Raw genomic sequence first — 22,982 nt, forward strand, 5'->3', positions numbered from 1 at the left:
TGCTAGCGTTTGCCTCCTAGAAGCGGTAGTTCAAACCGGCGAAGAGGATGCGCGCGTCGAACGGCTCCAGGTTGGGACTGCCGTCGCTCCCCCAGTGGAGGCTGGCCCGCTGGCGGTAGCGCTCGACGCCGAAGTCGAGGGTCAGCTGGTCGTTCACCTCCTTGCTCACCTTCAGTCCGAGGGTCACCGCGCCGAAGCTGGCGAGGCGCTGATCGGCGGAGTAGATCGAGCCGAAGGTGGCCGGCGGGAAGCTCGCCTGGAAGAAGTCGGCGGCGTCCTGGGTGTGGTAGCGCACCGACGGGCGCAGGCTCCAGCCATCCTTCAGCGGCTGCTGGAGGGCCAGCTCGATGGAGTGGGCACGCACCCCCCAACTGTCGCGATAGTAGCGGTAGTCGGCGCTCAACGCGGCATCCCAGTCGGGGATGAAGCGGCGGTAGCGGGTCAGCCAGGCGAGCTTGCGGCGGTTGTCCGGGCGATGGTCCAGGGGCTTGTAGGGATCGTCGTAATAGCCGCTGCCGTCGCTGTAGCTTAGGTTGCTCTGGACGATGGAGAGCGGGTCGATCACCCGGGTGACGCCGGCGAAGAGGTCGCGGGTACTGCGCGTCTCGGAGAGCCACGCGTTGTTGGTGGAGCCGATGCGGTCGCCGGCGTGGCCGATGCCGACGGCGTAGGTGGTGTTGCGGTCGTCGCTGTCGTAGCGCAGGTCCAACCCGAGGGACTGGGAGAGGTAGTCGTTCTCGGAGGAGACACCGGCGCTGAAACCGACGGTGAGACGGTCGAAGTAGCGGGTCACCTTCAAGTCGAGGGCACGGCGCCACTCGCTGATGCCCTTGCCCGAGGCGCCGCTCAGGGTGCTCAGGTACCACGGCGAGGCGCCGCTGACGCTGTCCATCACCAGGGTGCCGGTGACCTCGGTGCGCTCGTCCAGGGGGGCGCGCAGCCACGCCATCGGGGCGCGCACGTGGATGCGGTCCTGGTCCTTCTGGTAGTCGATGTAGTCGAGATACTTGAACGCCATCTCGGTGTGATCGGTGGCCTCGCCGGCGCCGGCCGGGGTGACCACGTGGAGGGCCGCGGCGGCGGCCATCAGGGCGGAGAGACTCTTGGACATGGTGCTTCTCTCCTCAGTTGCAGCCGCAGCCGCCGCCGCCGACGCCGTAGCCGCCGGAGGCCGCCTCTTTCGAGTCGTAGATGTGGCGCTTGAAGCCCGCCTCCAGGGGATCGGGGTCGAAGGCCATTTCGGGGCGCGCGATGTACCCCTTCTCCCACGGCTTCACCTCGCTGCAGCCGCCGAGCAGGAGGCCGGCGGCGAGCAACGCGAACAGCAGACGCGGTCTCATGAGCGTCCCTCCGCCAGCAGTTCGGCGATGGTCGCCTCCAGCTTCGCCTCGTGGTCGTCGCGGAAGCCGCGGTGGATCTCGCGCACCACGCCGCGGCGGTCGATCAGGTAGGCGCTCGGCATCCCCTGCACCGCGAAGCGCTGGGCGGTCTCGCCCGCGCCGTCGATGAGCACGGTGAACTCGGCGGGATAGCGGTTGAGGAACGCCTCGCGGGCGGCCGCCTCGTTGTCCAGGTTGACCGCCACCACGCGCAGCCCCTGGTCGCCGTAACGCTTCTGGATCTCGTTCATCCAGGGGAAGGATTTGCGGCAGGGGGCACACCAGGAGGCCCAGAAGTCGAGGTAGATCACCTCGCCGTGGTAGTCGTCGATATGCACCACGGCGTCGGAGGTGCTCGGCAGCACCAGCTCGGGGGCCGGCTCGCCGGGGGTCACCGCCTGCGCCGCGGCGCAGCCGAGCGATAGCAACGCGGCCATCCAGATCCTGTTCATCCCGTATTCCTCCACGATTACAGGCCGGCCTGGCCGAGCCAGTCGGCGAGGCTGCCCAGGTCGACGACGCCGCCCGACGGGTTGTTGGCGTCGTAGTAGTAGAGACGTCCGCCACTGGTGGCGACATAGACGTTGGTCGCGGTGTAGTGGCGCAGGTAGTAGTCACCAACCGTCTGGGACACGGCCGCAGGCGTGAGCAGGGTGGGGTACTGGCTCTCTGCCCAGTCGAACAGGCGGTCGGAGTCGTTGACGGTTGTGGTGGTACCGGTGGTCGTTGTCGTGCCGGTGCTTGTAGTGCCTGTGGTCGTGGTGGTACTGGTGGTGGTGGTGGTGGTGGTGGTGGTGGTGGTGGTGGCGTCGCTACCGGTGGGATTGGCGACGTAGGCGGCGATATCGCTCAACTGGCTGTCCGACAACCCGGAGAGGATCGCCATCCCCCCCTGGTTGCGGTTGATGGCGGCGCGGATGGTGGTCGCGCTCCAGCCCAGCGGCGCGGCGACGGTGCCGTGGCAGGAGACGCAGTTGGTCGCATAGAGGCTGCGGCCGCTGTCGATGCTCGCCGCCCCGGCGGTGCCGGCGGCACCCGCCAGCAGCAGCGCGGTGACCGGGCGGGCGAAGCGATGGTTGGTGTTCATGGTCGATTCTCCAAGCAATTTGATTCGATGGTTGTTCGTCGAGCGTGCTCAGTCGTCGCGACCGCCCTCGTGGCCTTCATGTTCGGTACCCTCGCGCTCGTAGCCGCCATCGTCTCCCCCGTGATGTCCGTCGGAGGAGTAGCCGTCGTCACCACCCGTCGTCGTGGAATAGCCGTTGTCGTCACTGCCATAGCTCGATGACGAGGAGTAACCGTTGTCGTCGTTCGCACCACTGGAGGTTGCGGTGTAATCGTCACTCCCGGACGCCGTCGTGGGGGTAGCGCCGGCACGAGCGAACCACTCGGTCACCGTTCCCAGATCGAGCATACCGTCCTGGGGACGGGTGCCGTCGTAGAAGTAGAAGCGGTCGCCGCGGATCGCCAGAAAGACGTCATGCTCGGGATAGTGGCGGAAGTAGTAGCCGGCCATGGTCTGGGAACCGGTGGACCCCGAGAACAGGAACGGATAGGTCGCCTCCGCCCAATCGAATACCCCATCGACTTGGCTGGCGAACGACGAGGTGCTACCGGATGACGGGGTGCTGGGCGATGAGGTACCGGAGGATGGGGTGCTGGACGAAGAGGTGCCGGAGGTAGCGGTCCCGGTGGAACTGTCGGCTACCGTCGTGGTCACGCTTCCGTTGGGGTCGGCCAGGTAGGCGGCGATCTCGGAGAGCTGACTGCTGGTGAGGAACGACAGGCTCCCCATGCCTCCACGATTGCGGCTGATGGCGCCGCTGATGGTGGTCGCGCTCCATCCCCACGGTGAACTGGGGGTACCGTGACAATTCTGGCAATAGTTGGAGAACAGCGCGCTACCGTTCGCCGAGGCGGCGGCAGCGATACCGGGGATCAGGCTGGCCGACAACAGGCTGGCACCGATCAGGGAGAGGGAGGGACGGATCTGCATGATGGCGGCTCCTTAGGTTTCTTTAACAATTTCCGTGGAAGTGACGATAGGTTCGGAAACTTAACGGCGGGTTAATCTTCGGCGGGGACAGACCGGCGGTGCGCTTCCAGCGACCGGCGGTCAAACGATCCTTTCTCCCAAGAACGATTCCCTCCCTTCCCGCTGAGGAGCGCTCCTCTGCCGACCCCGACATCGCGAGACGGTTTCCCCACTCGTCAAAGAGGGGAGAGATTGCGAACGCATTTACCCACCTTTACGAAGGGTTACTGAAATTGGCGGACGCGGTGACCGACGCCGCCGATGCCACGGATTTTCCTTGTGACCAAAAAGCAATACACTGGGTGGCGAGCGGTGCTTTGCGGTGTATACCCATGAATAGAAGGGGAGGGGGAATCCGGAGTGCATCCACCACGCCGACACCCTGCGAAAAGGCGCGAGGTCTCGAGGCGCTGATCGAGGAGGCGGCCACTACCCACCACCCGATCCTGGTTGATGGAGCACGCCACAACGCCGTCCTGCTTGCGGAACCGGACCGGCACAACATCACCGAGACCCTGCGACGGCTCTCCACGGCGCTAGTAGCCGGTCGAACTACTCGCCACCTACCCCCCCCAAGCGAGGAGGTGGAGGAGTTCCGCGCCGACTGACCCAGGGACGCGGAGGGCTTCCTTGTCTTCACTCCTCCCATTCCGCCTCCCCATGCGCGGCGTCCAGGCGCTGCTGTTGGCCGTGCTGCTGGCGCTCCCTGCAACGCTCCTCGCCGACGAAGGGCCCGCCGCTGCGCCCCGGCTCCGGCTAAGCGTCGAGGAGCGCTCTTGGTTGGAGGCCCATCCGCTGATCCGGGTGGGCTTTGACCCGGACTACGCCCCCTACAGCTTCCTCGACGAGGACGGCCACTTCCTGGGCGTCGCCCCCGACCTCCTCGCCCGCCTCGGCGAGCTGCTCGGCGTGCGCTTCGAGGCGGCGCCGAAGATGACCTGGCCGCAGATCGTCGCCGCCACCCGCGCCCACCGCCTGGACCTGATCGCCATTGCCGTGCGCACCGAGGAGCGCGAACGGCACTTCCGCTTCAGCAAGGACTACCTGCCCACCCCGCTGGCGCTGATGGCCCGCGCCGACGACCCGACGATCACCGGCGAGGGCTCGCTGGCCGGCAAGCGGGTGGCGCTGGTGAAGGACTACGCCTCCTCCCGCGAGGTGGCCGAGGCCCACCCCGAGATCTTTCCCCGGCCGGTGGCGACCGCCCTCGACGGCCTGCTGGCGGTCTCCACCGGGCAGGCCGACGCCTACGTCGGGGTGCTCGGCATCAACCTCTACCTGGCGCAGAAGCACGGCATCGCCAACCTGCGGGTAGCCGCGCCCTACGGACCCCGGGAGTACGGCCAGGGCTTCGCCGTGCGCAAGGACTGGGCGCCGCTCGCCGCGCTGCTCGACCGCGCCCTGGCGGCGATCCCGGAGAGCGAGAAGGTGGCGATCTTCCGCCGCTGGATCCCGCTGCAGACCGCCCTGCCGAGTGCTGCCCGCAAGCTCTACCTGACCGCCGAGGAGCGGGCGTGGCTGCACACGCACCCGCGCATCCGCCTCGGCATCGACCCCGCCTGGGCGCCCTTCGAATTTGTCGACGACCAGGGGCGCTACCGCGGCATCGCCGCCGACTACATCGCGCTGCTCGAACGGCGCCTCGGGATCACCTTCGAAATGGTCCCCGGCCTCGACTGGGCGCAGGTGATGGAGGCGGCGCGCAGCGGCGCGGTGGACCTGCTGCCGGCGGCGGTGGATTCGCCGCGACGCGACGAGTTCCTGCGCTTCACCGCCCCCTACCTGCGCTTCCCGATGGTCATCGTCACCACCGACCACGCCCCCTTCGTCAGCGGCCTCGACGCGCTGACCGGGCAGCGGGTGGCGGTGGTGCGCAGCTACTTCACCGAGGAGCTGCTGGAGAGTCGCCACCCGGAGCTGCGGCTGCAACCGGTGGCGTCCATCGACGACGGCCTGCGCGCGGTCTCGGTGGGCCGGGTCGACGCCTACGTCGGCAACCTGGCGGCGGTGGGCCACGCCATCAACCGCCTCGGCCTGACCAACCTGAAGGTGGCCGCCCCCACCGCCTACACCTTCGATCTGCGGATGGCGGTGCGCAAGGACTGGCCGATCCTGGCGTCCATCCTCGACAAGGGTTTGGCCACCATCGGCGAGGGGGAGCAGCGGACGATCCGCGGCAAATGGCTACGCGTGCGCTTCGAATACGGGCTCAACCTCGACACCATCGCCCGCTGGGTCGGCGGGGGCGCCATCCTCGCGCTCCTCGGCGTGGCCCTGATCTCCGCCTGGAACCGGCGCCTGCAACGGGAGGTGGCACACCGCACCGCGGTGGAGGAGCAGCTCCAGCGCGAGAAGGCGGTGCTCTCGACGGTGCTCAACTCGATCACCCAGGGGCTCGCCGCCTTCGATCACGACCTCAAGCTGATCGCCTGGAACGACCGCCTGCACACGGTGCGCGGCTACCCGCCGGAGCTGCTTCGCGAAGGGACCCCGTTCGCGGCGTTCATGCGCTACGACCTGGCACACGGGGAGTTCGACGCCAGCGACCCCCGTGTCACCCTGAAGCAGCTGGTGGAGCGCGCCGCCCGCTCGGCGCCCCACCAGTTCGAGCGTGAGCGCGGCAACGGCCGCTTCCTGGAAGTGCGCGGCGGGCCGATCCCCGGCGGCGGCTTTGTCTCCACCTACAGCGACATCACCGAGCGCAAACACGCCGAGGAGCGGCTGCTCCAGGCCCAGCTCGAAGCGGAGCGGGCCAACCTCTCCAAGAGCCGCTTCGTGGCCAACATGTCCCACGAGATCCGCACCCCGATGAACGCCATCATCGGCATGTGCTATCTCGCCCGCCAGGCCAAACTGCCGCCCCGCCCACGGGAGTACCTGCACAACATCCAGGTGGCCGCCAACACCCTGCTGGGGGTGATCAACGACATCCTCGACCTCTCCAAGATCGAGGCGGGCAAGCTGGAGCTGGAGTCGATCCACTTCCCCCTCGGCGAGGTGGTGGAGAACCTGAACACCCTCCACGGCCTGGCGGCGCGGGAGAAGGGACTGGAGCTGCACGTCGAGGTGGACCCGCAGTTGCCCGCGCAGCTGGTGGGCGACCCCCTGCGGATCAATCAGGTGCTCACCAATCTGGTCAACAACGCCATCAAGTTCACCGAGCGGGGAACGATCCACGTGCGCCTGACCCTTGCCGGGCACGACGGCGATCGGGTGATCCTGCGCGGCGCGGTGAGCGACCCGGGGATCGGCATCCCCGCCGCACGGCTGCCGCACCTTTTCGAGCCCTTCGAGCAGGCCGACGGCTCCACCACCCGCCGCTTCGGCGGCACCGGCCTGGGCCTCAGCATCAGCCGCCAGCTGGTCACCCACATGGGCGGCGAGATCGGCGTCGAGAGCCGCCCCGGCGAGGGCTCCACCTTCCACTTCACCGCCCGTCTCGGCGTCCACGGCGCCGCCGTCGAACCGAACGCGGGCGAGGAGCGCATCCCCCGGCTCGGCGATGCCCGCGTGCTGCTGGTGGAGGACAACGCCACCAACCGAGAGGTGGCCCGCGAACTGCTTACCCGCGCCGGCCTCCAGGTCAGCGAGGCGAACAACGGCCAGCAGGCGGTGGAGGCGCTCGGGCGCGAGCCCGTCGATCTGGTGCTGATGGACATCCAGATGCCGGAGATGGACGGCTACGAGGCGACCCGGGCGATCCGCGCCGACCCCCGCTTCACCCGGCTGCCGATCGTCGCCATGACCGCCCACGCCCTGAGCGGCGATCGCGAACGCTGCCTGGCGGCGGGGATGGACGACCACCTGGGCAAGCCGATCGACCCGCCCCGCCTCTACGCCACCCTGCGCCAGTGGCTCGGCGACCCGCCGTCATCCGCGCCGGCCCCGCAACCAACCCCTCAGCCCACCCCCGACCCGCCGTCGCAGGCCGTCGACGAGCTGCCGCGACTCGACCGTCAGTGGGGCCTGCGGCGCCTGGCCGGCAACGAGGCGCTCTTCGACACCCTGCTGCGGGAGTTCATCCACGACCACGGCGGCGACGGCGCCGCGATCGCCGCCGGGCTGCGCCGCAGCGCCTTCGCCGAGGCGGCACGCCAAGCCCACACCCTGGCCGGAGCCGCCGGCACCCTCGGCCTGCTGCGCCTGCACCGGCTGGCCAAGGAGCTGGAGCGGCTGGCCGAGGGGGGCGGCGGCGATCCGATCGAACTGAGCCGCCGTCTCGACGCCGAGCTCGGCGCCATCGACGCCCAGCTCGCCGCCGCCCCGCCACCACCCGTCATCCCCGCCGGCGACGGCCGGGCCGAGGCGGACGACGCCGCGCTGCTACTCCGCGCCCTGGCCCGGCGGCTGCGGGCGAGCGACCCCGACGCCCAGCACTACCTCCCCGCCCTGGACCGGGAGTGGCTCGGCGACGACCCGCAGAACCACCTGCGGGCTGCGGCGACGGCGATTCGCGATTATGATTTCAGCGAGGCGTTGACGGCGTTGCGCCATTTCGCCGCAGCCAAGGGGATCGACCTGGACGACCATGGAACCGACGACGACGGAGACCGCCACGGCGGAGACAACGATGGCTGACCGCTCCAAGATCCTGGTGGTGGACGACGACAGCGCCACCCTCCACTCCATCGTCGAACTGCTCAACGGCGACTACCGGCTGGCGGTGGCCAAGGAGGGCGGGCAGGCCCTCGCGCTGGCCACCGGCGACGAGCCGCCGGACCTGATCCTGCTCGACGTGGTGATGCCGGAGATGGACGGCTACGAGATCTGCCGCCGGCTCAAGGCCAACCCCGCCACCCACCCGATCCCGGTGATGTTCCTCACCGTGCGCGACCACCAAGAGGACGAGACCTACGGCCTTGGTCTCGGCGCGGTGGACTACATCACCAAGCCGATCAACCCGGAGATCCTCAGGGCGCGGGTGAAGACCCAGCTGACCGTGGTCAACGAGGCGCGGATGCGCCTGGCGAAAGAGCGGGCGGAGGCGGCGAACCGGGCGAAGAGCGAGTTCCTGGCGATCATGAGCCACGAGATCCGCACGCCGATGAATGCCATCCTCGGCATGGCGGAGCTGATCGCCGACACCCCCCTCGACGAGCACCAGCGCAGCTATCTGGAGATCCAGCGGCGCGCCGCCAACGCGCTGATGGAGCTGATCACCGACATCCTCGACCTCTCCGTGCTGGAGAGCGGCCGCCTGCAGGCCGGCGCCGAGCCCTTCGACCTGCGCACCATCCTCCACTCGGTGGTCGCCCTGCTCGGCACCCGCGCCGAGGCCAAGGCGATCGACCTCCAGGTGGAAGTGGACCCGAACCTTCCCCAGCGCCTGCGCGGCGACCGCCGGCGGATCGGCCAGATCCTCCTCAACCTGGTGGGCAACGCCATCAAGTTCACCCACGAGGGGGGGGTCGAGTGCCGGGTCTCCCCCGGTGCCGAGCCGGGCGATCTGCTCTTCACCGTCCGCGACAGCGGCATCGGCATCTCCGCCGAGGACCTCGAACGGATCTTCCAGCCCTTCACCCAGGCCGACACCTCGCTGACCCGCCGCTACGGCGGCAGCGGCCTCGGCCTGACCATCGCCCAACGCCTCGCCGAACTGCTCCACGGCGAACTGAGCGTCGAGAGCACCCCCGGCCACGGCAGCGTCTTCCGCTTCCGCTGCACCTGCGAGGTGCTCCCCGACGAGCCGGTGACCGTCCCGGCGGCGGAGCCCCTTGCGCCGCCGGCCAAGCGCGACCGGCCGATCCGCATCCTCATCGCCGAGGACGCCGAAGACAACGCCCTGCTGCTGCGCTCGTTCCTCGACGATCCCGCCTACCGGCTGGACATCGTCGAGAACGGCGCCGAGGCGGTGGACCGCTTCAGCGATCAGCGCTACGACCTGATCCTGATGGACATGCAGATGCCGGTGATGGACGGCTACACCGCCACCCGCGAGATCCGCCGCCTCGAACGCGAAAAGGACGCACCACGCACCCCGATCCTCGCCCTCACCGCCCACGCCCTCAACGGCGACGCCGCCAAGAGCCTGGAGGCCGGCTGCGACGCCCACCTGACCAAACCGATCCGCAAGAAGACGCTGTTGGAGGCGGTGCAGCGGAATGCGGCGGAACATTGACCCTTCAATCCCCCCGAGACGCGGGCCGGGGTGAAGAGTGGACCGAAGGGGGATAGAATCCCCGGATCGAGGCGCTTTGGACCACGGAAACGACGGCGTGACCATCGACAAATCCAGCATGATTCACCGGGAAGACGGGCAATCCGCCGCACAGGCGGAGGACTCGCCAACGATGGCGGGCATCGACGCGAGGGGGAGCGGATCGGTGGAGAGGCCGCACGGGAAGGGGCGGTTACAGCGCTTCCTCGCCCGCTCCGCGGAGGAGCGCTGGCTGCTGCTGGAGGCGGCCGGCTGGCTGGCGATCTCCCGGCTGGCGGTCCGCTGGTTGCCGTTTCGCTGGATCGCGCCGCGACTGGGGCGGCACATGGCGGCGACGCCCGACACCGCGGAGGGGGAGGACGAGGCGCTGTTGCGCCAGGTCGCGTGGGCGGTGGCGGCGGCGGCCCGCCACGTCCCCTGGGAAGCGGTCTGCCTGCCCCGGGCGATGGCGGCCAAGGCGATGCTGCGCCGGCGCGGGGTGGCGAGCACCCTCTACCTGGGGGTCGCCGGCGGCACGGAGATGGCGGCCCACGCCTGGCTGCGGGCGGGGAGTCGGGTGGTCACCGGAGATGGCTCCCTGGGGCGCTATACCGTCGTCTCCCGCTTCACCTGACAACCTGAGGGATGCGGTGCGACCTGCCGCCCGTCAATCGGGTTCGAAGGCGGTGCGGTAGTCGCGAAGCAGGGCGGGGTTCTGGGCCTCCTTGGCGAGCAGACAGTCGCCGATCGCCAGGTAGTCCATCCCGGTCCCCATGAAGCAGCGGAAGGCATCCTCGGGGGTGGCGACGATCGGCTCCCCGCGGACGTTGAAGCTGGTGTTGATCAGCACGGGACAGCCGGTGATCGTCTCGAACGCCCGGATCAGGGCGTGGTAACGCGGGTTGGTGTCGGCGTGGACGGTCTGGATGCGGGCGGAGTGGTCCACGTGGGTCACCGCCGGGATTTCGGAACGCACCGCCTGCAACTTGTCGATCCCGGACAGCCCCTCCTCCTCCACAGGCCGCCGCCGCCCCTCGGCCACCTCGGCAACCATCAGCATGTAGGGGCTCGCGCCCTCCAGCTCGAACCAGCCGGAGACCCGCTCGGCGAGCACCGACGGGGCGAAGGGGCGGAACGATTCGCGGTATTTGATCTTCAGGTTGAGTTGCGACTGCATCCGCGGCGACCGGGGATCGCCGAGGATCGAACGACCGCCGAGGGCCCGGGGACCGAACTCCATGCGCCCCTGAAACCAGCCCACCACCTGTTCTTCTGCCAGCAGTTCGGCGCAGCGCCGCTCCAACCCACCCTCCTCCAGCACCTCGAATACCGCCCCTGCGGCACGCAGACGGGCCTCGATCTCCCGCTGCGCGAACGCCGGGCCGAGATAGCTCCCATTCATCGCGTCGCGCGCCCCGCGATCGACCGTGCGGGGCTGCTCGCGATGCTGGTGGTAGGCGGCCAACGCCGCCCCCAGGGCGCCCCCCGCATCGCCGGCGGCGGGCTGCACCCAGATCTCGCGAAAACGACCGTCGCGCAGCACCTTGCCGTTGGCCACGCAATTCAGCGCCACCCCGCCGGCAAGGCACAGGTTGGGGATCGCGTACTCCTCGGCCAGCCCGCGGGTGAGACGTAGCACCGCCTCCTCCGTCACCGCCTGCACCGAGGCCGCCATGTCCATGTGGAACGGGGTGAGCGGCTCGTCGGCGCGGCGCGGCGGGCAACCGCCGAAGAGCTGATCGAAACGCCGGTTGGTCATGGTCAGACCGGTGCAGTAGTCGAAGTAGCGGAGGTCGAGGCGGAACGACCCATCCTCCTTGAGGTCGATCAGATGCTCCAGAATGAGGTCGACGTAACGGGGCTCCCCGTAGGGGGCCAGCCCCATCACCTTGTATTCGCCCGAGTTGACCTTGAAGCCGGTGTAGTAGGTGAAGGCGGAGTAGAGCAGCCCCAGGGAGTGCGGGAAGTGGATCTCCTTGACCATCTCCAGCTCGCGGCCACGGCCGATGGCCACCGAGGTGGTGGCCCATTCGCCGACCCCATCCATGGTGAGCACCACCGCCTCGTCGAAGGGCGAGGGGTAGAAGGCGCTGGCGGCATGGCTCTGGTGGTGCTCGGCGAAGAGCAGGCGCTCCTCCCACGAACCGGTGGCGCCCAGCCCCTTCAACTCGTCTTCCAGCAGCTTGCGCTGGAACAGCTTCTCCTTGAGCCACACCGGCATGGCCGTGGCGAAGGAGCGGAAACCGCGCGGAGCGAATGCCAGATAGGTCTCGAGCAGGCGCTCGAATTTGAGAAACGGCTTGTCGTAGAAGACGACGTGATCGAGCTCATCGAGCCCCACGCCCCCCTCCTCCAGACAGTAGCGCACCGCATGGCACGGAAAGGCGGCGTCGTGCTTGACGCGGGTGAAGCGCTCCTCCTGGGCCGCGGCGACGATCCGTCCGTCGTCGAGCAGCACCGCGGCGCTGTCGTGGTAGAGGGCCGAGAGCCCGAGAATCTTCATCAGAACAGGGTGTAGATGAAAGGCGCCACCGCCGACCCCTGGGCCAGCACGATCAACCCCCCCAGCAGCCCCATCACCAACAGGACCGGAAGCAGCCAATATTTCTTGCGCACCCGCATGAATTCCCATAGCTCGCGGATGAAGGACATGGGGCAAACTCCTCTGAACGAATGAAGCCTAGAATTGGCGGCGCATGGATCCGGATTCCTCGTCCGCGGCCGGCGGCCGGCGTGCGATCCAGTAGCTGGACGCGGCGGGGTCGAAGCGCAGACGGAGGGGGCTCTGACCCGTCAGGCGGATCAGCAGGCCGATAGGAGTGACCACCAGGAAGAAGACGACACCCAGCAGCAGCGGGGACATGACGCGGTGCAGGAGATCGCCGAAGCGGGTCCACAGCCGATTGAGCGGCGTGAGCAGCGCGGGGGCCACCACAGCGACCGCACCGAACACCAAGGCGATCACCACCGCCCAGGTTCGTACCCCGCCGCCGTCGATCAGCGGGGAGAAGGCGACAATCAGGAAAAAGGCGAAGAAGACCAGTCCGAAGGAACGGTTTCCGGGAGGGGCGGAAGCGCTCGCGCCACCCTTGGCGTCCGGAATCATGATCCGTAATCGATTGCGGCGCAGCACACTAGAAGAACCGCTCCTTGATGCGGATCATATCGCCGGGGAAGACCCGTGCGCCGGGATCCACCTCCTGCTCCCGATTCTCGGGGTCGTCGGCGCGGGTAATGACGACATGGTCCTTTTTCGCGCGGTAGGTGAATCCACCGGCCAAGGCCACCGCGTTGAGTACGGTCATGCCGTCCACGTAGGGGTAGCTGCCGGGCTTTTTCACCTCCCCGAGGATGTAGAAGGGGCGAAAGTTGAGCACCTCGATACCGACCTGAGGCTTCTTCAGGAAGCCATCGAGGAGCTTGTCCGCCACCCGCCGCTCGGCCTCCCGCAGCGTCAGTCCACCCAGCGCCACCTCGCCGATGAGCGGCATGGCGACCATCCCCTTGCCATCCACCATGAAGGTACCGGAAAGGTCCTTTTCGCCGAATACGGTAACCCGGATCTTGTCACCGTTGCCGAGACGGTAGACCGAAGGATCCTCCGCCGCGCCGGAGGCCGCGCAGAAGAGCGCAACCCAGATGAGCAATACCGGGAGAATGAGTGCGACCGGTGCCTTCACGTCTCCTCTCCCCATCCTACAGGCGCAACCCCACCCAGGCGGAGATCACCTCGCGATCGTAGTCGATCCCGGGGGCGTTGGAGTCGCGGCCGCCGTTCTCGTAGCCGGCGCCGAAGAACAGATTGCGGTTGGCCTCGTACTCGGCGGAGAGGCGGAATGTAGTCAGCTCATCCTCGCGGGCGATGCCGTTGTAGTCGTTGGTCACCGACGAAAGGGAGGACTGCAGCACGAGGTTGCGCAGCAATTCGTGGTAGACGGAGACGGCGAGGACGTCGCTGGTATAGCCCGAGGAGCCGGCGGTGGTGGTTTCGGACACCGAGCGGGCCACCTGGAAGGTAAAGGTGGTCAGCGGAGTAACGTGCCAGTAGAGCAGCGCGTTGGCGGTCCCTTCGTCGATGTCCCTGAAGGCCGGATCGTCGTAATCGAAACTCAGGCTGCCCAGCGCCACTTCGCCGATCAGCACGCTGGAGAGATTCAGGTCGGCACCCACCTCCACGAGGTCGCTGGAAGAGTCGCGTTTGAAGCCTCCATCGTCGACGGCTGCGTCGTACTCGCGCGTCCCGCGGCTATAGCGGACGAAGGCGTCGAAACCTTCGAACATCTGATACCCGCCGGTGACCGAGGCGGTCTGCTCGTTGCGATCACGGTCGTCGTTGTTGATGACGGTGCCCAAACTGGTGGTCACGTCGCCGAAATCGAGCGCCTCAAGACGCAATTTGCCGATGACGAAAAAACGACCCGGCCGGTGTTCCACTCCGATCTCGACGGCCCTGTTCCGGGTTTTGGCCCGCTTCAGACCGGCGGCGTCATCCGGGGAGCCGCGGCTTTCGCTGCCGGAACCCAACTCGCCATGCACGGTGGCGACCGTGTGTTGTGAAATGTCGATGCGACCGGTGGCGTTGAGCCAAAGAGTCTCCCCGTCTTCGCGCGTATGCTCGTCGTAACGGTTGATCTCGGCACCCATGTCAATCGTCAGCGCGTGGCGCCCCCAGTCGGAATCGATCTGCAACGAAGGGGTCACGACGGCGGTCCAGTCATCGGCGCGGTTGACGTTGCTGAAGTAGATGTTGTCGTCGTAGCGCGCCTCCAGCTTGGCCTGCGGGTAGAGCAGAAAGCTCCCGGCGCGGATGCCGAGCGCAGCGTATTCGGGATGGGCGCGGTCCTTGACGGTCTGGCCCGGATCGAGCCGCTCGTCGGACACCGACTCCGAGGTGGCGGAGGGCTCCTCCGCCATGACCGGCAGGGCACTGCTCATGAGCAGGGGGAGGAGAAGAGCACGCATTAACTTCATGTTGGATAGCCTTTCTGACAAGGTCGTTCCTTGCCAGCGCCGTGAATTATTGGACTTCATGCCTTAGCTGGAACTGGCGGCCTGAGGATCGGGATTATCGATCTGGGGCTGTTCCTGCACCTCGGGGTCATCCTGGGGGACGATCGGACCCTGCGGAGAATTCCGACCCTGCCCCTGCTGGTTCCCTTGCTGGTTGGTATCCCGCCCCTGCTGGTTGGTGTCCTGCCCCTGCTGGTTGGTATCCCGCCCCTGCTGGTTGGTATCCCGCCCCTGCTGGTTGGTGTCCTGCCCCTGCTGGTTGGTATCCCGCCCCTGCTGATCGGTGTCCTGCTGTCCCTGATTGCCGGCAGTACCGTTCTGGTCACCCTGATCCTGCTCATCGTCGCCCTGCTGGTTGGCCTGATCACCCTGCTGACTGCCCTGGTCTTCCTGCCCGGTTTGTTGCTGGGCTTCGCCAGACTGGGAGACAACGATGGGTGAGGCATCGACCGCCTCTTCGGCTTCATTCGTCGCGATGGTGCCTTGCAGCCGGACGTTGACGTCGCTGCGCAGGACTTGGCCGCTGGCGCCGGTATCGCGGTTGTGCGCCGCGCTCTGAGCGACGCCGGAGCGCGCGGAGGCGAGCAGCGCGTTTTCGGTGTTGCGGTCGCCCCCGGAGACCGCGCCGATCGCCTGACGGACGTTGGTGGCGATATTCTCCGCATAGGTGGGAACGTCATCGGGGGTGATGGTGCCGGCCACGCCGCTCATCGCGCCATTGACCAGGGTGCGCACCGTGGGGGCCAGGGTGGTGCCGCTGGTACCGGAGGCGGCGAGGGAGCGCACCGTGGCGTTGACCACCGCACCGGCGATGTCGGGGTTGAGCTGGGCGACCTCCCGCATGGTGGCGGCGACGTCGGCGTCGCTTCCTCCCGCGGTGATCAGGGAAGTCAGCGCCGCGGCGACTCCGTCGACGTCGTTGGCGCGAGCCGCCGCTTCAATCGCGGGATCCAAAGGGGCGGCCACGGCCGCGGTCCCCGGTATCAGCGCCAGCAGCACCAGCCCGAGAAAAAGTTCCTTCCAGCGATGGATGCTCATTGGGGACATACTCCCTGCGGGGGATGGAGAAAGGATTCGGGGTCAATGATGATCTCAAATGGCGGGTTGTTTCAACTGTCAGTGTCGCGAACAACCCGGAATTCATGCGCGAGCGACCTCATTTTAACTCCGTTTCGCGCCGTGCGCGGGATTGATCGCCCTTTTTTTCCTGAGGAACCGTCCTGCAACGATGGATTGACTACCGATGCGCGCAAGTTCATTTTCGCCTTTCCGCCCTTCCGGGTGGCGCTGCCGATCCTGCTGGCCCGCCTGGAGGAGGCCGGCAGATCTGCGCCGCCACGGGGGTTGCCGGCACTCCACCTGGCGACCGCCTGGATCGGCACGACGGTGTGGGCGCGTGGCGAGCTGGCGCTGGTGGCCACAATGCTGATCGGCGCCAATCCATGGGCGTGGCGCGCACACGAAAAGGGGCGCTTGATTAACGCGCCCGCCGCCGAAAGGGCCAGGACTGGGCGTAGGCCACACCGAGCAGCGTAAGATAGGGGATGACCACCCCGGGCAACTGGATACTGAAGTCGACCAGGGCATGCAACCCCACCACCACCGTGGCGGCGATACCGACGGCCGGGTAGATCCGGTCGCGCCGCCGCCGCGACAGCCCGGCCACGCACTGCCCCACCAGCCAGCCTATCAGCGCCAGCAGCCCCAGCAGGGCGGGAAGCCCCAGCTCCAGCGCGAATTCCAGGTAGCTGTTGTGGGCATGGGCCCAGCGCACCGATTCGGGCAGACTGCGATCGAGGTAGAGCTGGATCACGTCGGCGAAGGAGCCGCCGCCATGACCCAGCCAGGGCGCATCGGCGATCGCCTGGAGGGTGAGGCGAAACAGCTCGGTGCGCGCGTCGCTGCCGAAGTTCCAGTCGCCGAAGCGAAACAGCGTCTCCCCCCCCATCATCAGGATCAGCGGCACCAGCAGGAACGCCCCGATCACCGTGAGCGAGCGCCGCGCGCCGCCCTCCAGCCGCTTCGAACCACCGAGCACCGCGCCGAGCACCGCCAGCCCGGCGAGGGTGGCGGCGAGCCCTCCCCGGGAGTGGCTCAGGATCACCGCCGAGAACAGCACCATCACCGTCAACACCAGCAACAGACGGCGTTCCATCAGGTCGGCGAGGAGCATCAACCACTCCCGGATCCCGCCCGCCGCGCCCCGATGCAGCAGCGACCGCCCCAACAGGGCGAAGGCGCAGACCAGTGACAGGCCGGCGAAGGTGGCGAAATGGTTGCGGTTGACGAAGGTGGAGGTGACCGAATCGGTGTAGGCCCAGCGTTCCCACCACAGCACCCGGTTGAAGCCACCCAGATGCATCGCCAAGCCGTAGGCGGCGTAGCACAGCCCGGCGTAGGCGAGCACCGTATAGATGCGCTCCGCCCGCCGCCGCGAGCGGCCGAACTGAACCGCCAGGAAGAAGATCGCACCGTGGGTCAGAAAGCGCAGCGCCATCACCATGCCCGCCTCGGGGTTGACGCTGACCGGAGCGGCCGGCACCGCCCCCCCCAGCAGCGGCGCCACCTCGCCCCACAGCGGGGCACTCCACGGGTGCGGAACGGCACCCAGCGCCTGCACCGTCATCCAGGCGACGAGCGCCAGCGCGAGGACCAGGGGCAAGGCCAGCCGCGCCAAACCCATGGGCGGACGGCTCCCGCTGCGCAGCGAGAGCACCCCCCAGGCGATCAGCAGCGCCGCGGCGGCGATGGCGTTGAGGCTCCAAGGCAACGCGCGATAGCCCCCCAGAGGCAGCGGCGAGAGCACTACCAGGGCCAGAAACGGAACCACCAGGCGTTCCTGGGGAAGGTGCTGGGAATTTTCCTCGGCGGGGGTGGGCAGGCTAGACATCGGCGGCGTGGTTGAATTTCCGTAAACGGCAAGAAGGATGCGGATTCTTCACGTATCCTGCAAGCTTGCGCTCATGTGCGGAATCGTCGCCCTCCACGCCTACGCCCCCGAAGCCCCCGCGGTTGACCCCGCGGAGCTGCTGTGCATCCGTGACGCCATGGAGGCACGCGGTCCCGACGGCGCGGGGGCGTGGATCGCCGCCGACCGCCGTACCGCCCTCGGCCACCGCCGCCTGGCGATCATCGACCCGAGCCCCCGCGCCGATCAGCCGATGACGATCCCCCACCCGCGGGGTGGGGGGGGCGTGCGCATCGTCTTCAACGGCGAAATCTACAACCACGCGCGCCTGCGCGCCGAGCTGGAACGGCAGGGTGAACGCTTCGAGACCACCTCCGATACCGAAGTGCTCGCCCGCCTCTACGCCCGCGAGGGGGAGGCGATGCTGCCCCGGCTGCGCGGCATGTTCGCCTTCTGCATCTGGGACGAGACGCGCGGCGAGCTGTTCTGCGCCCGCGACCCGCTGGGCATCAAGCCGCTCTATCTGGCCGACGACGGCCACACCCTGCGGCTCGCCTCCCAGGTGAAGGCGCTGCTCGCCGGCGATGGCATCGATACCACCCCCGACCCGGCGGGCCACGTCGGTTTCTTCCTGCTCGGCTCGGTGCCCGAGCCCCATACCGCCTACCGCGGCATCCGCGCCCTCGCGCCGGGCAGTTGGCTGCGCGTCGACGCCGCCGGACGCCGCCACAGCGGACGCTATTACGACCTCCCCGATGTGCTGCGCCAAGCCGTGCCCGCCGGCCGCCCGCTGCCGACGCCACAGCTCGCCGAACGGCTACGCGACAGCCTCCGCCTCCACCGGGTGAGCGACGTACGGACCCTGCTGCTGCTCTCCGCGGGGCGCGACTCGGCGACCCTGGCCGCACTGCTCGAAGAGCTGGAAGGTCGCGCTGCCGACACCCTCACCATCGCCTTCGACCACCCGTCGGTGTGCGACGAGCGGAACGAAGCGCAGGCCCTCGCCGCCCGTTGGGGAGGCCACCATTTCGAACAGTTGGTGAATATCGATCGCTTCATCGAGGAGCGCGAGGCGCTGCTCGCCGCCATGGATCAACCGACCATCGACGGGATCAACGTCTACTGGACCGCACGGGCGGCGCGCGAGGCCGGCTACAAGGTGGCGCTCAGCGGCCTGGGCGCCGATGAACTGTTCGGCGGCTACCCCAGCTTCCGCCAGGTGCCGGCCCTGGTCCGCTGGGGCTCGCGGACCCCCGCCGCGCGCACCCTCGGCGGCCTGCTGCGCCGCGCCACCGCCCCCTGGATCGGGCACCTCACCTCACCGAAGTACGCCGGAGTGGTCGAATACGCCGGTACCCTCGGCGACGCCTGGCTGCTGCGCCGCGCGCTGTTCATGCCGTGGGAGCTGGAACCGCTGCTCGGCTTCGAGATGGCCCGGGAGGGGCTGCGCGAGCTCGACCTGCGCGGACGCCTGGAGGCCGACAGCGGCGGACTGGCCAGCGCCCACGCCGGCATGATCGCCCTGGAGGCGGGCTGGTACATGCGCAACCAGTTGCTGCGCGACGCCGACTGGGCCGGCATGGCCCACGGGGTGGAGATCCGCGTCCCCTTCGCCGATGCGACCCTGCTGCAGGAACTGGCCCCCTGGCTGATCAGCGCCGCGCCGCCGGGCAAGGCGGCGATGGCCGCCACCCCGCGCCACGCCCTGCCCGAGGCGATCCTGCGGCGGCCGAAGAGCGGGTTCGGCGCCCCGCCGGGGGCGTGGCTCGCCGAGCGGGACGGCACACCGGCGCAACGCGGGCAGCGCGGCTGGGCGCGCTTCGTCCACCAGGCGATGTTCGGCGATCAGTTTTCCGCCGCGCCGGCCAGCGCGCGGTAGACCGAGGCGTAGCGCGCGAACATCGACGCCGAGGAGAACGCCGCCGCCCGCGCGATGCCGTCACGGATACGCCGCTGACGCGCCTCCCCGCCCTCCGCCAGCAGGCGGGCGACCACCCTCGCCGCGCCGGCCGGATCCTGCGGATCGAAATAGACCGCCGCCGCGCCGCCCACCTCGCTCATCGGCGCGCGGTCGCTGGCCGCCACCGGACAGCCGCAGGCCATCGCCTCCAGCACCGGCCAGCCGAACCCCTCCTCCAGGGAGGGGAAGAGCAGGGCGGAGGCCCGCGAATAGAGCGCCCGCAACGTCTCGCCATCCACTTGGCCCACGCCGAGCACCCAGCGCTCCAGCCCTTCCGCGGCGAGCCACGCCCGCGCCTCGCCCGGCAGCGGCGCCCCCACCAGCAGCAGCGGCGGGACCTCGCCACCCAGGCGCCGCAACGCCCGGTAGATGCGCAGCAGCCCCGCGCGGTTCTTGTACCAGACCTCCGCCCCCACATGGAGCAGGAACGGAACGCTCCCGCCGTCGGCAGCACGCACCCCATCCAATGCCGCGAGCCCCCGCAGCCGCTCCCGCGCCTCCGCCGGCGGCATTGGGCGGAACGGATAGTTGAGCGCGTGGGGAATCACCGTCACCCGCGTCTCCGTCAGCGGGGTCAGGCGCAACACATCCCGCCGCGTCGCCTCCGAGACGCAGATGCAGTGCCGCGCCCGCGCCAGACCCGCCGCCACCGCCCGCTGCAGCAGCCGGCCGCTCCAGCGCGTGCGCCGCTCCGGGAACTCGCCGAGCGCCGCACGCACGGCGAGGAGATCGTGGCAGGTGATCGTGGCGGCCACCCCGCCGAGGTGGAACAGGTAGGGCGCATTGGAGTGGTCGCAGACGTGGACCACCAGCGGCCGATCGGCGAGACGCGCCACCTGGCGGCGCAATCGCCACGGGAAACAGAGGAACTTGTCGATGTAGCCCAACCACTTGGCGATGCCGCGCCGAGCGTCGGGAAACGGGTTGAGGCAGGCCTGCGGGTTGATCGACACCACCTCCCAGCCGCGCTCGCCCAGTCCCTCCGCCAGCAGCTCGGCGTAGCGCGCCATGCTGATCTGCCGGTCCGGCGGATAGTTGCCGACCAGCAGCACCCGCGGCCGCTCTCCGCCCGGCCCGCCTTGCTCACCGGCTGCCGTGGAGAGGGCTGGTCCGGGGTTCGATTGGAGGTTCGATCGGGGGTTCAATCGAGGACCGCCGCCAACCATCGGTCGGCGTACTCTTCCGGACGGCCGCCATGGGGGACCGAGGCGGGCGCAGCGGTACTCATCGCGCGCAGCAGATCGCGGTCCTCGTGCAGCCGCACCAAGGCGGCGGCCAGCGCCTCCTCATCGCGCACCGGCACCACCAGACCGTTGACCCCCGAACGGACGAAACACCCCTCGCACCAGGCGTCGGTGCCGATCACCGGACAGCCGCAGGCCAACGCCTCCAGGGCGACCAGCGGCGCCCCCTCGGCCAGCGAGGGCAGCACCATCACATGGGCCCGGCGCATCTCCTCCAACACCCGCCGATGATCCAGCGGCCCGAGCCGCTCGGTGCGGGCGTGATCGCCGCCGCGCAGCAGGATCTCGGTCTCCTCGCCCGGCGTGCCGACCATCACCAGCCGCGCCTCGGGGATCGCCGCGCGGCGGAACGCGCGCGCCAAGTAGCCGATCCCCTTGCGCAGGTTCATCCCGCCGACGAACAGCACGCGGAAACCGGCTCCGCGATCCACCGGCCCCGGGCTCCCGGTGGGCAGGATCGCCTGCGGCACCACGCGGATCTTCTCCTCCGGGATGCCCCGCGCAAGGAACGTGCGGGCATTGGCCTCGGCGAGCACCACCAGGCGATCGGCCAGCGCGTACTCCGCCTCCTCCCGTTCGATCATCCCGGGATCGGTGGCGTCGTGGGGAAGCCCCCAACGCTCCGCCTCCTCGCGCATCAGCTCATCGACATGGCGGATATGGCCGACGCCGCGCTCGCAGACGAAACGCGCCCCGCGCCCCTGGGCGACCGCTCCGGAGAGGACGCCGCACCCCGACATGGCGCTGTAGACCGCGCACTCGGGGAGCGTGCGGGCGATGTGGCGATCGAGGCTGCGCTGTGCCCAGCGCGCCAGTGTCCGGCGCGGCAGCGGAACGCTCCCCAACCGGGAGAGCGCCATGTAGGGGACCTGTAGCCAGGGGAAGATGGCGAGCCGCTCCGGCGGAATTTCCGGACAGCGCAACCGGCTGCGGGGCAGTCCGGAATAGAAGCGCTCCAGCCGCCCGAGACGGTCGAGGCCAATTGCCAGCGAGTCGTAGTGAAAGCGCGCGACCGTGGCAATAACGATGTCCCGCCTTCCCACCTCAATGCGTCTCCCGCGCCCCGCCCGCCCTTTCATCGCTGGACGGTACCGCCGGCGGTTGCGAAAAAGGGATGTTTTCGGCCAGGAAACGGGCGAACCGTTCACTCCCTTCCGCGGTCCAGTGAACGCCGCTGTGGATGAACAGCTTGTGCGGGTCTCCCGGGTACCCGTCCACCACCTCCTGGGCATCGACGACGACGGCCCCCGCCTGTGCCGCCGCCGCCGCACCACGGCGACTCACCGCAACCCGCGGTGCGTTGACGTGATCGCGATCCGAGATCGCCTGGATGACGAACGCCACTCGTGCCCCGTGGCTGCGCCAGAATGCTATCAATTCGCGCAACAGGTATTGGTAGTTGGTATCGACCGCCGTGCGCAGTGCCTCCCGTTTGGCCGCGACCACCTTCGGATCGGGCGGTGTCCGCCGCTCGCCCGAGGAGAACCATCTCCCCACACGCGGCGCCCCCCAGAAACGCCATGCCTTGTAGAAGAGGCTATGGCGGAACAGCCACTCGTCCTGTCCCAGACGGGGGCTGAACACACCGCGCTCGCCGGCTCGAACGGCACCGACGAAATCGCCGCCGTAGAAATCGACCAGCTGGGCGTTGGTCAGCTCGTTGATTCCCGAGTAGAGCACCACCCAGTCCGCATCCAACCCGGCGAACTCCTCGCGGGTGCGCACGTTGATGTGGCCGAGCGACCAGCTGACATCCCCGCCGTTGAGCATCCGCGCCGCCACCCCGCCATCGCGCAGATCACGCTCCAGGCGCAGCGGCCACCCCTCGCCGGTGGGCAGGTTGTAGCAGAAACTGGTGGAGCCCCCGTAGACGACCAGCCGCAGCTCGCCCGGCGGCTTGGGGCCCGCAGGCACGTCTTCGTAGCTCTGGAAGCCCAGATTATTGAAGGTCTTGCGGGTGTTGAAGCTGCTCTTCCGCAGGATCGCGCCGAGCACCGGATGGTAGGTATAGATGCCGTAGCTCCTCCCGGGCGACCCGTTGAGGACCTGGAGGTAGAGCCGCCCGAGCAGTTCGCCGGTGACCAGCAGCAGCAGGGGGGAAAGGGTGATCAGGAGGATCGCCGCGTATTTGACCGTACGGCGGGCAGGGGGTTTTTGATCCATGGGGCGGCGCCGGCGTTTGGTGGAAGTTGCTCGCTTCGGGAAAAACCGGCGCTCCGCGAGACGGGGGACCGGATAAAGGGCGTATTCTGGGATACAATGGCCGACCGGGTCAAAGCACCCCGAACGTTCCACTTTCCCAACCCGCGA

At 68.6% G+C, this 22,982-nt stretch carries 20 protein-coding genes; 5 read left to right on the forward strand and 15 right to left on the reverse strand.

Translation table 11 applies throughout. The features are described from left to right. Positions 1-16: 16 nt before the first annotated feature. The 5 genes from ACYQ2W_RS10435 to ACYQ2W_RS10455 are packed head-to-tail and all read right to left on the reverse strand — an operon-like array spanning position 17 to position 3,375. Positions 17-1,111, reverse strand: coding sequence for a DUF3570 domain-containing protein (locus tag ACYQ2W_RS10435; RefSeq protein WP_459866089.1), 1,095 nt, complete (start codon positions 1,109-1,111; stop codon positions 17-19). Between the two features lie 13 nt (positions 1,112-1,124). Continuing rightward, the gene (locus ACYQ2W_RS10440; protein WP_459866092.1) at positions 1,125-1,340 is read right to left on the reverse strand and encodes a DUF4266 domain-containing protein; all 216 of its coding nucleotides are present in this window, start codon (positions 1,338-1,340) and stop codon (positions 1,125-1,127) included. Next, positions 1,337-1,831 carry a TlpA family protein disulfide reductase gene (locus ACYQ2W_RS10445; RefSeq protein WP_459866095.1) on the reverse strand — a complete coding sequence of 165 codons (495 nt, stop codon included), beginning with the start codon at positions 1,829-1,831 and terminating at the stop codon, positions 1,337-1,339. The genes ACYQ2W_RS10440 and ACYQ2W_RS10445 overlap by 4 nt, the downstream gene beginning before the upstream one ends. 17 nt (positions 1,832-1,848) lie before the next feature. After that, on the reverse strand, positions 1,849-2,466 hold the full coding sequence (locus ACYQ2W_RS10450) for a c-type cytochrome (RefSeq protein WP_459866098.1): 618 nt from the start codon (positions 2,464-2,466) through the stop codon (positions 1,849-1,851). A 48-nt stretch (positions 2,467-2,514) separates the two neighbouring features. After that, positions 2,515-3,375, reverse strand: coding sequence for a c-type cytochrome (locus ACYQ2W_RS10455; RefSeq protein WP_459866101.1), 861 nt, complete (start codon positions 3,373-3,375; stop codon positions 2,515-2,517). A 371-nt stretch (positions 3,376-3,746) separates the two neighbouring features. On the opposite strand from ACYQ2W_RS10455, the gene ACYQ2W_RS10460 reads away from it, so the two are divergent. From ACYQ2W_RS10460 to ACYQ2W_RS10475, 4 genes are all read left to right on the forward strand, one after another. Beyond that, complete coding sequence (locus tag ACYQ2W_RS10460; protein WP_459866104.1) at positions 3,747-4,022, forward strand: hypothetical protein; 276 nt, start codon at positions 3,747-3,749, stop codon at positions 4,020-4,022. A 22-nt stretch (positions 4,023-4,044) separates the two neighbouring features. After that, positions 4,045-7,992 (forward strand): transporter substrate-binding domain-containing protein, encoded by a 3,948-nt coding sequence (locus ACYQ2W_RS10465; RefSeq protein WP_459866107.1) that lies wholly within the window; start codon positions 4,045-4,047, stop codon positions 7,990-7,992. Next, positions 7,985-9,532, forward strand: a complete 1,548-nt coding sequence (locus tag ACYQ2W_RS10470) for a response regulator (RefSeq protein WP_459866110.1) — start codon at positions 7,985-7,987, stop codon at positions 9,530-9,532. Before ACYQ2W_RS10465 ends, ACYQ2W_RS10470 begins: the two co-directional genes overlap by 8 nt. Positions 9,533-9,629: 97 nt before the next feature. Beyond that, positions 9,630-10,184, forward strand: a complete 555-nt coding sequence (locus ACYQ2W_RS10475) for a lasso peptide biosynthesis B2 protein (protein ID WP_459866113.1) — start codon at positions 9,630-9,632, stop codon at positions 10,182-10,184. A 33-nt stretch (positions 10,185-10,217) separates the two neighbouring features. On the opposite strand, the gene ACYQ2W_RS10480 is transcribed toward ACYQ2W_RS10475, so the two are convergent. The 7 genes from ACYQ2W_RS10480 to ACYQ2W_RS10510 all read right to left on the reverse strand — a co-directional run bounded on the left by ACYQ2W_RS10480 (position 10,218) and on the right by ACYQ2W_RS10510 (position 17,390). Further along, positions 10,218-12,053: a carbamoyltransferase family protein gene (locus ACYQ2W_RS10480; protein WP_459866116.1), complete on the reverse strand. Its 1,836-nt coding sequence runs from the start codon at positions 12,051-12,053 to the stop codon at positions 10,218-10,220. After that, entirely contained in the window at positions 12,053-12,202 is a 150-nt protein-coding gene (locus tag ACYQ2W_RS10485; protein ID WP_459866119.1) for a DUF5989 family protein, read from the reverse strand. The genes ACYQ2W_RS10480 and ACYQ2W_RS10485 overlap by 1 nt, the downstream gene beginning before the upstream one ends. Before the next feature lie 28 nt (positions 12,203-12,230). Beyond that, positions 12,231-12,683, reverse strand: coding sequence for an SxtJ family membrane protein (locus ACYQ2W_RS10490; RefSeq protein WP_459866122.1), 453 nt, complete (start codon positions 12,681-12,683; stop codon positions 12,231-12,233). Position 12,684: 1 nt separating this feature from the next. Then, positions 12,685-13,230 carry a polysaccharide biosynthesis/export family protein gene (locus ACYQ2W_RS10495; protein WP_459866125.1) on the reverse strand — a complete coding sequence of 182 codons (546 nt, stop codon included), beginning with the start codon at positions 13,228-13,230 and terminating at the stop codon, positions 12,685-12,687. A 16-nt stretch (positions 13,231-13,246) separates the two neighbouring features. Continuing rightward, positions 13,247-14,521, reverse strand: a complete 1,275-nt coding sequence (locus tag ACYQ2W_RS10500; protein WP_459866128.1) for an outer membrane beta-barrel protein — start codon at positions 14,519-14,521, stop codon at positions 13,247-13,249. 63 nt (positions 14,522-14,584) lie between these two features. Beyond that, positions 14,585-15,598, reverse strand: coding sequence for a hypothetical protein (locus ACYQ2W_RS10505; RefSeq protein ID WP_459866131.1), 1,014 nt, complete (start codon positions 15,596-15,598; stop codon positions 14,585-14,587). Between the two features lie 439 nt (positions 15,599-16,037). Continuing rightward, complete coding sequence (locus tag ACYQ2W_RS10510; protein WP_459866134.1) at positions 16,038-17,390, reverse strand: O-antigen ligase family protein; 1,353 nt, start codon at positions 17,388-17,390, stop codon at positions 16,038-16,040. Between the two features lie 133 nt (positions 17,391-17,523). Between ACYQ2W_RS10510 and asnB the strand changes: the two genes are divergently transcribed. Next, positions 17,524-19,347, forward strand: coding sequence for an asparagine synthase (glutamine-hydrolyzing) (asnB, locus tag ACYQ2W_RS10515; protein ID WP_459866137.1), 1,824 nt, complete (start codon positions 17,524-17,526; stop codon positions 19,345-19,347). Here the strand turns inward: asnB and ACYQ2W_RS10520 are convergent. From ACYQ2W_RS10520 to ACYQ2W_RS10530, 3 genes are read right to left on the reverse strand one after another with little or no spacing between them, the layout of a single operon-like run. Next, positions 19,314-20,573 (reverse strand): glycosyltransferase family 4 protein, encoded by a 1,260-nt coding sequence (locus ACYQ2W_RS10520; protein WP_459866140.1) that lies wholly within the window; start codon positions 20,571-20,573, stop codon positions 19,314-19,316. The genes asnB and ACYQ2W_RS10520 overlap by 34 nt on opposite strands. Continuing rightward, the gene (locus ACYQ2W_RS10525; protein ID WP_459866143.1) at positions 20,570-21,715 is read right to left on the reverse strand and encodes a glycosyltransferase family 4 protein; all 1,146 of its coding nucleotides are present in this window, start codon (positions 21,713-21,715) and stop codon (positions 20,570-20,572) included. The genes ACYQ2W_RS10520 and ACYQ2W_RS10525 overlap by 4 nt, the downstream gene beginning before the upstream one ends. Position 21,716: 1 nt before the next feature. After that, entirely contained in the window at positions 21,717-22,835 is a 1,119-nt protein-coding gene (locus ACYQ2W_RS10530) for an SGNH/GDSL hydrolase family protein (RefSeq protein WP_459866147.1), read from the reverse strand. Positions 22,836-22,982 lie beyond the last annotated feature (147 nt).

This window comes from Endothiovibrio diazotrophicus (assembly GCF_054657215.1).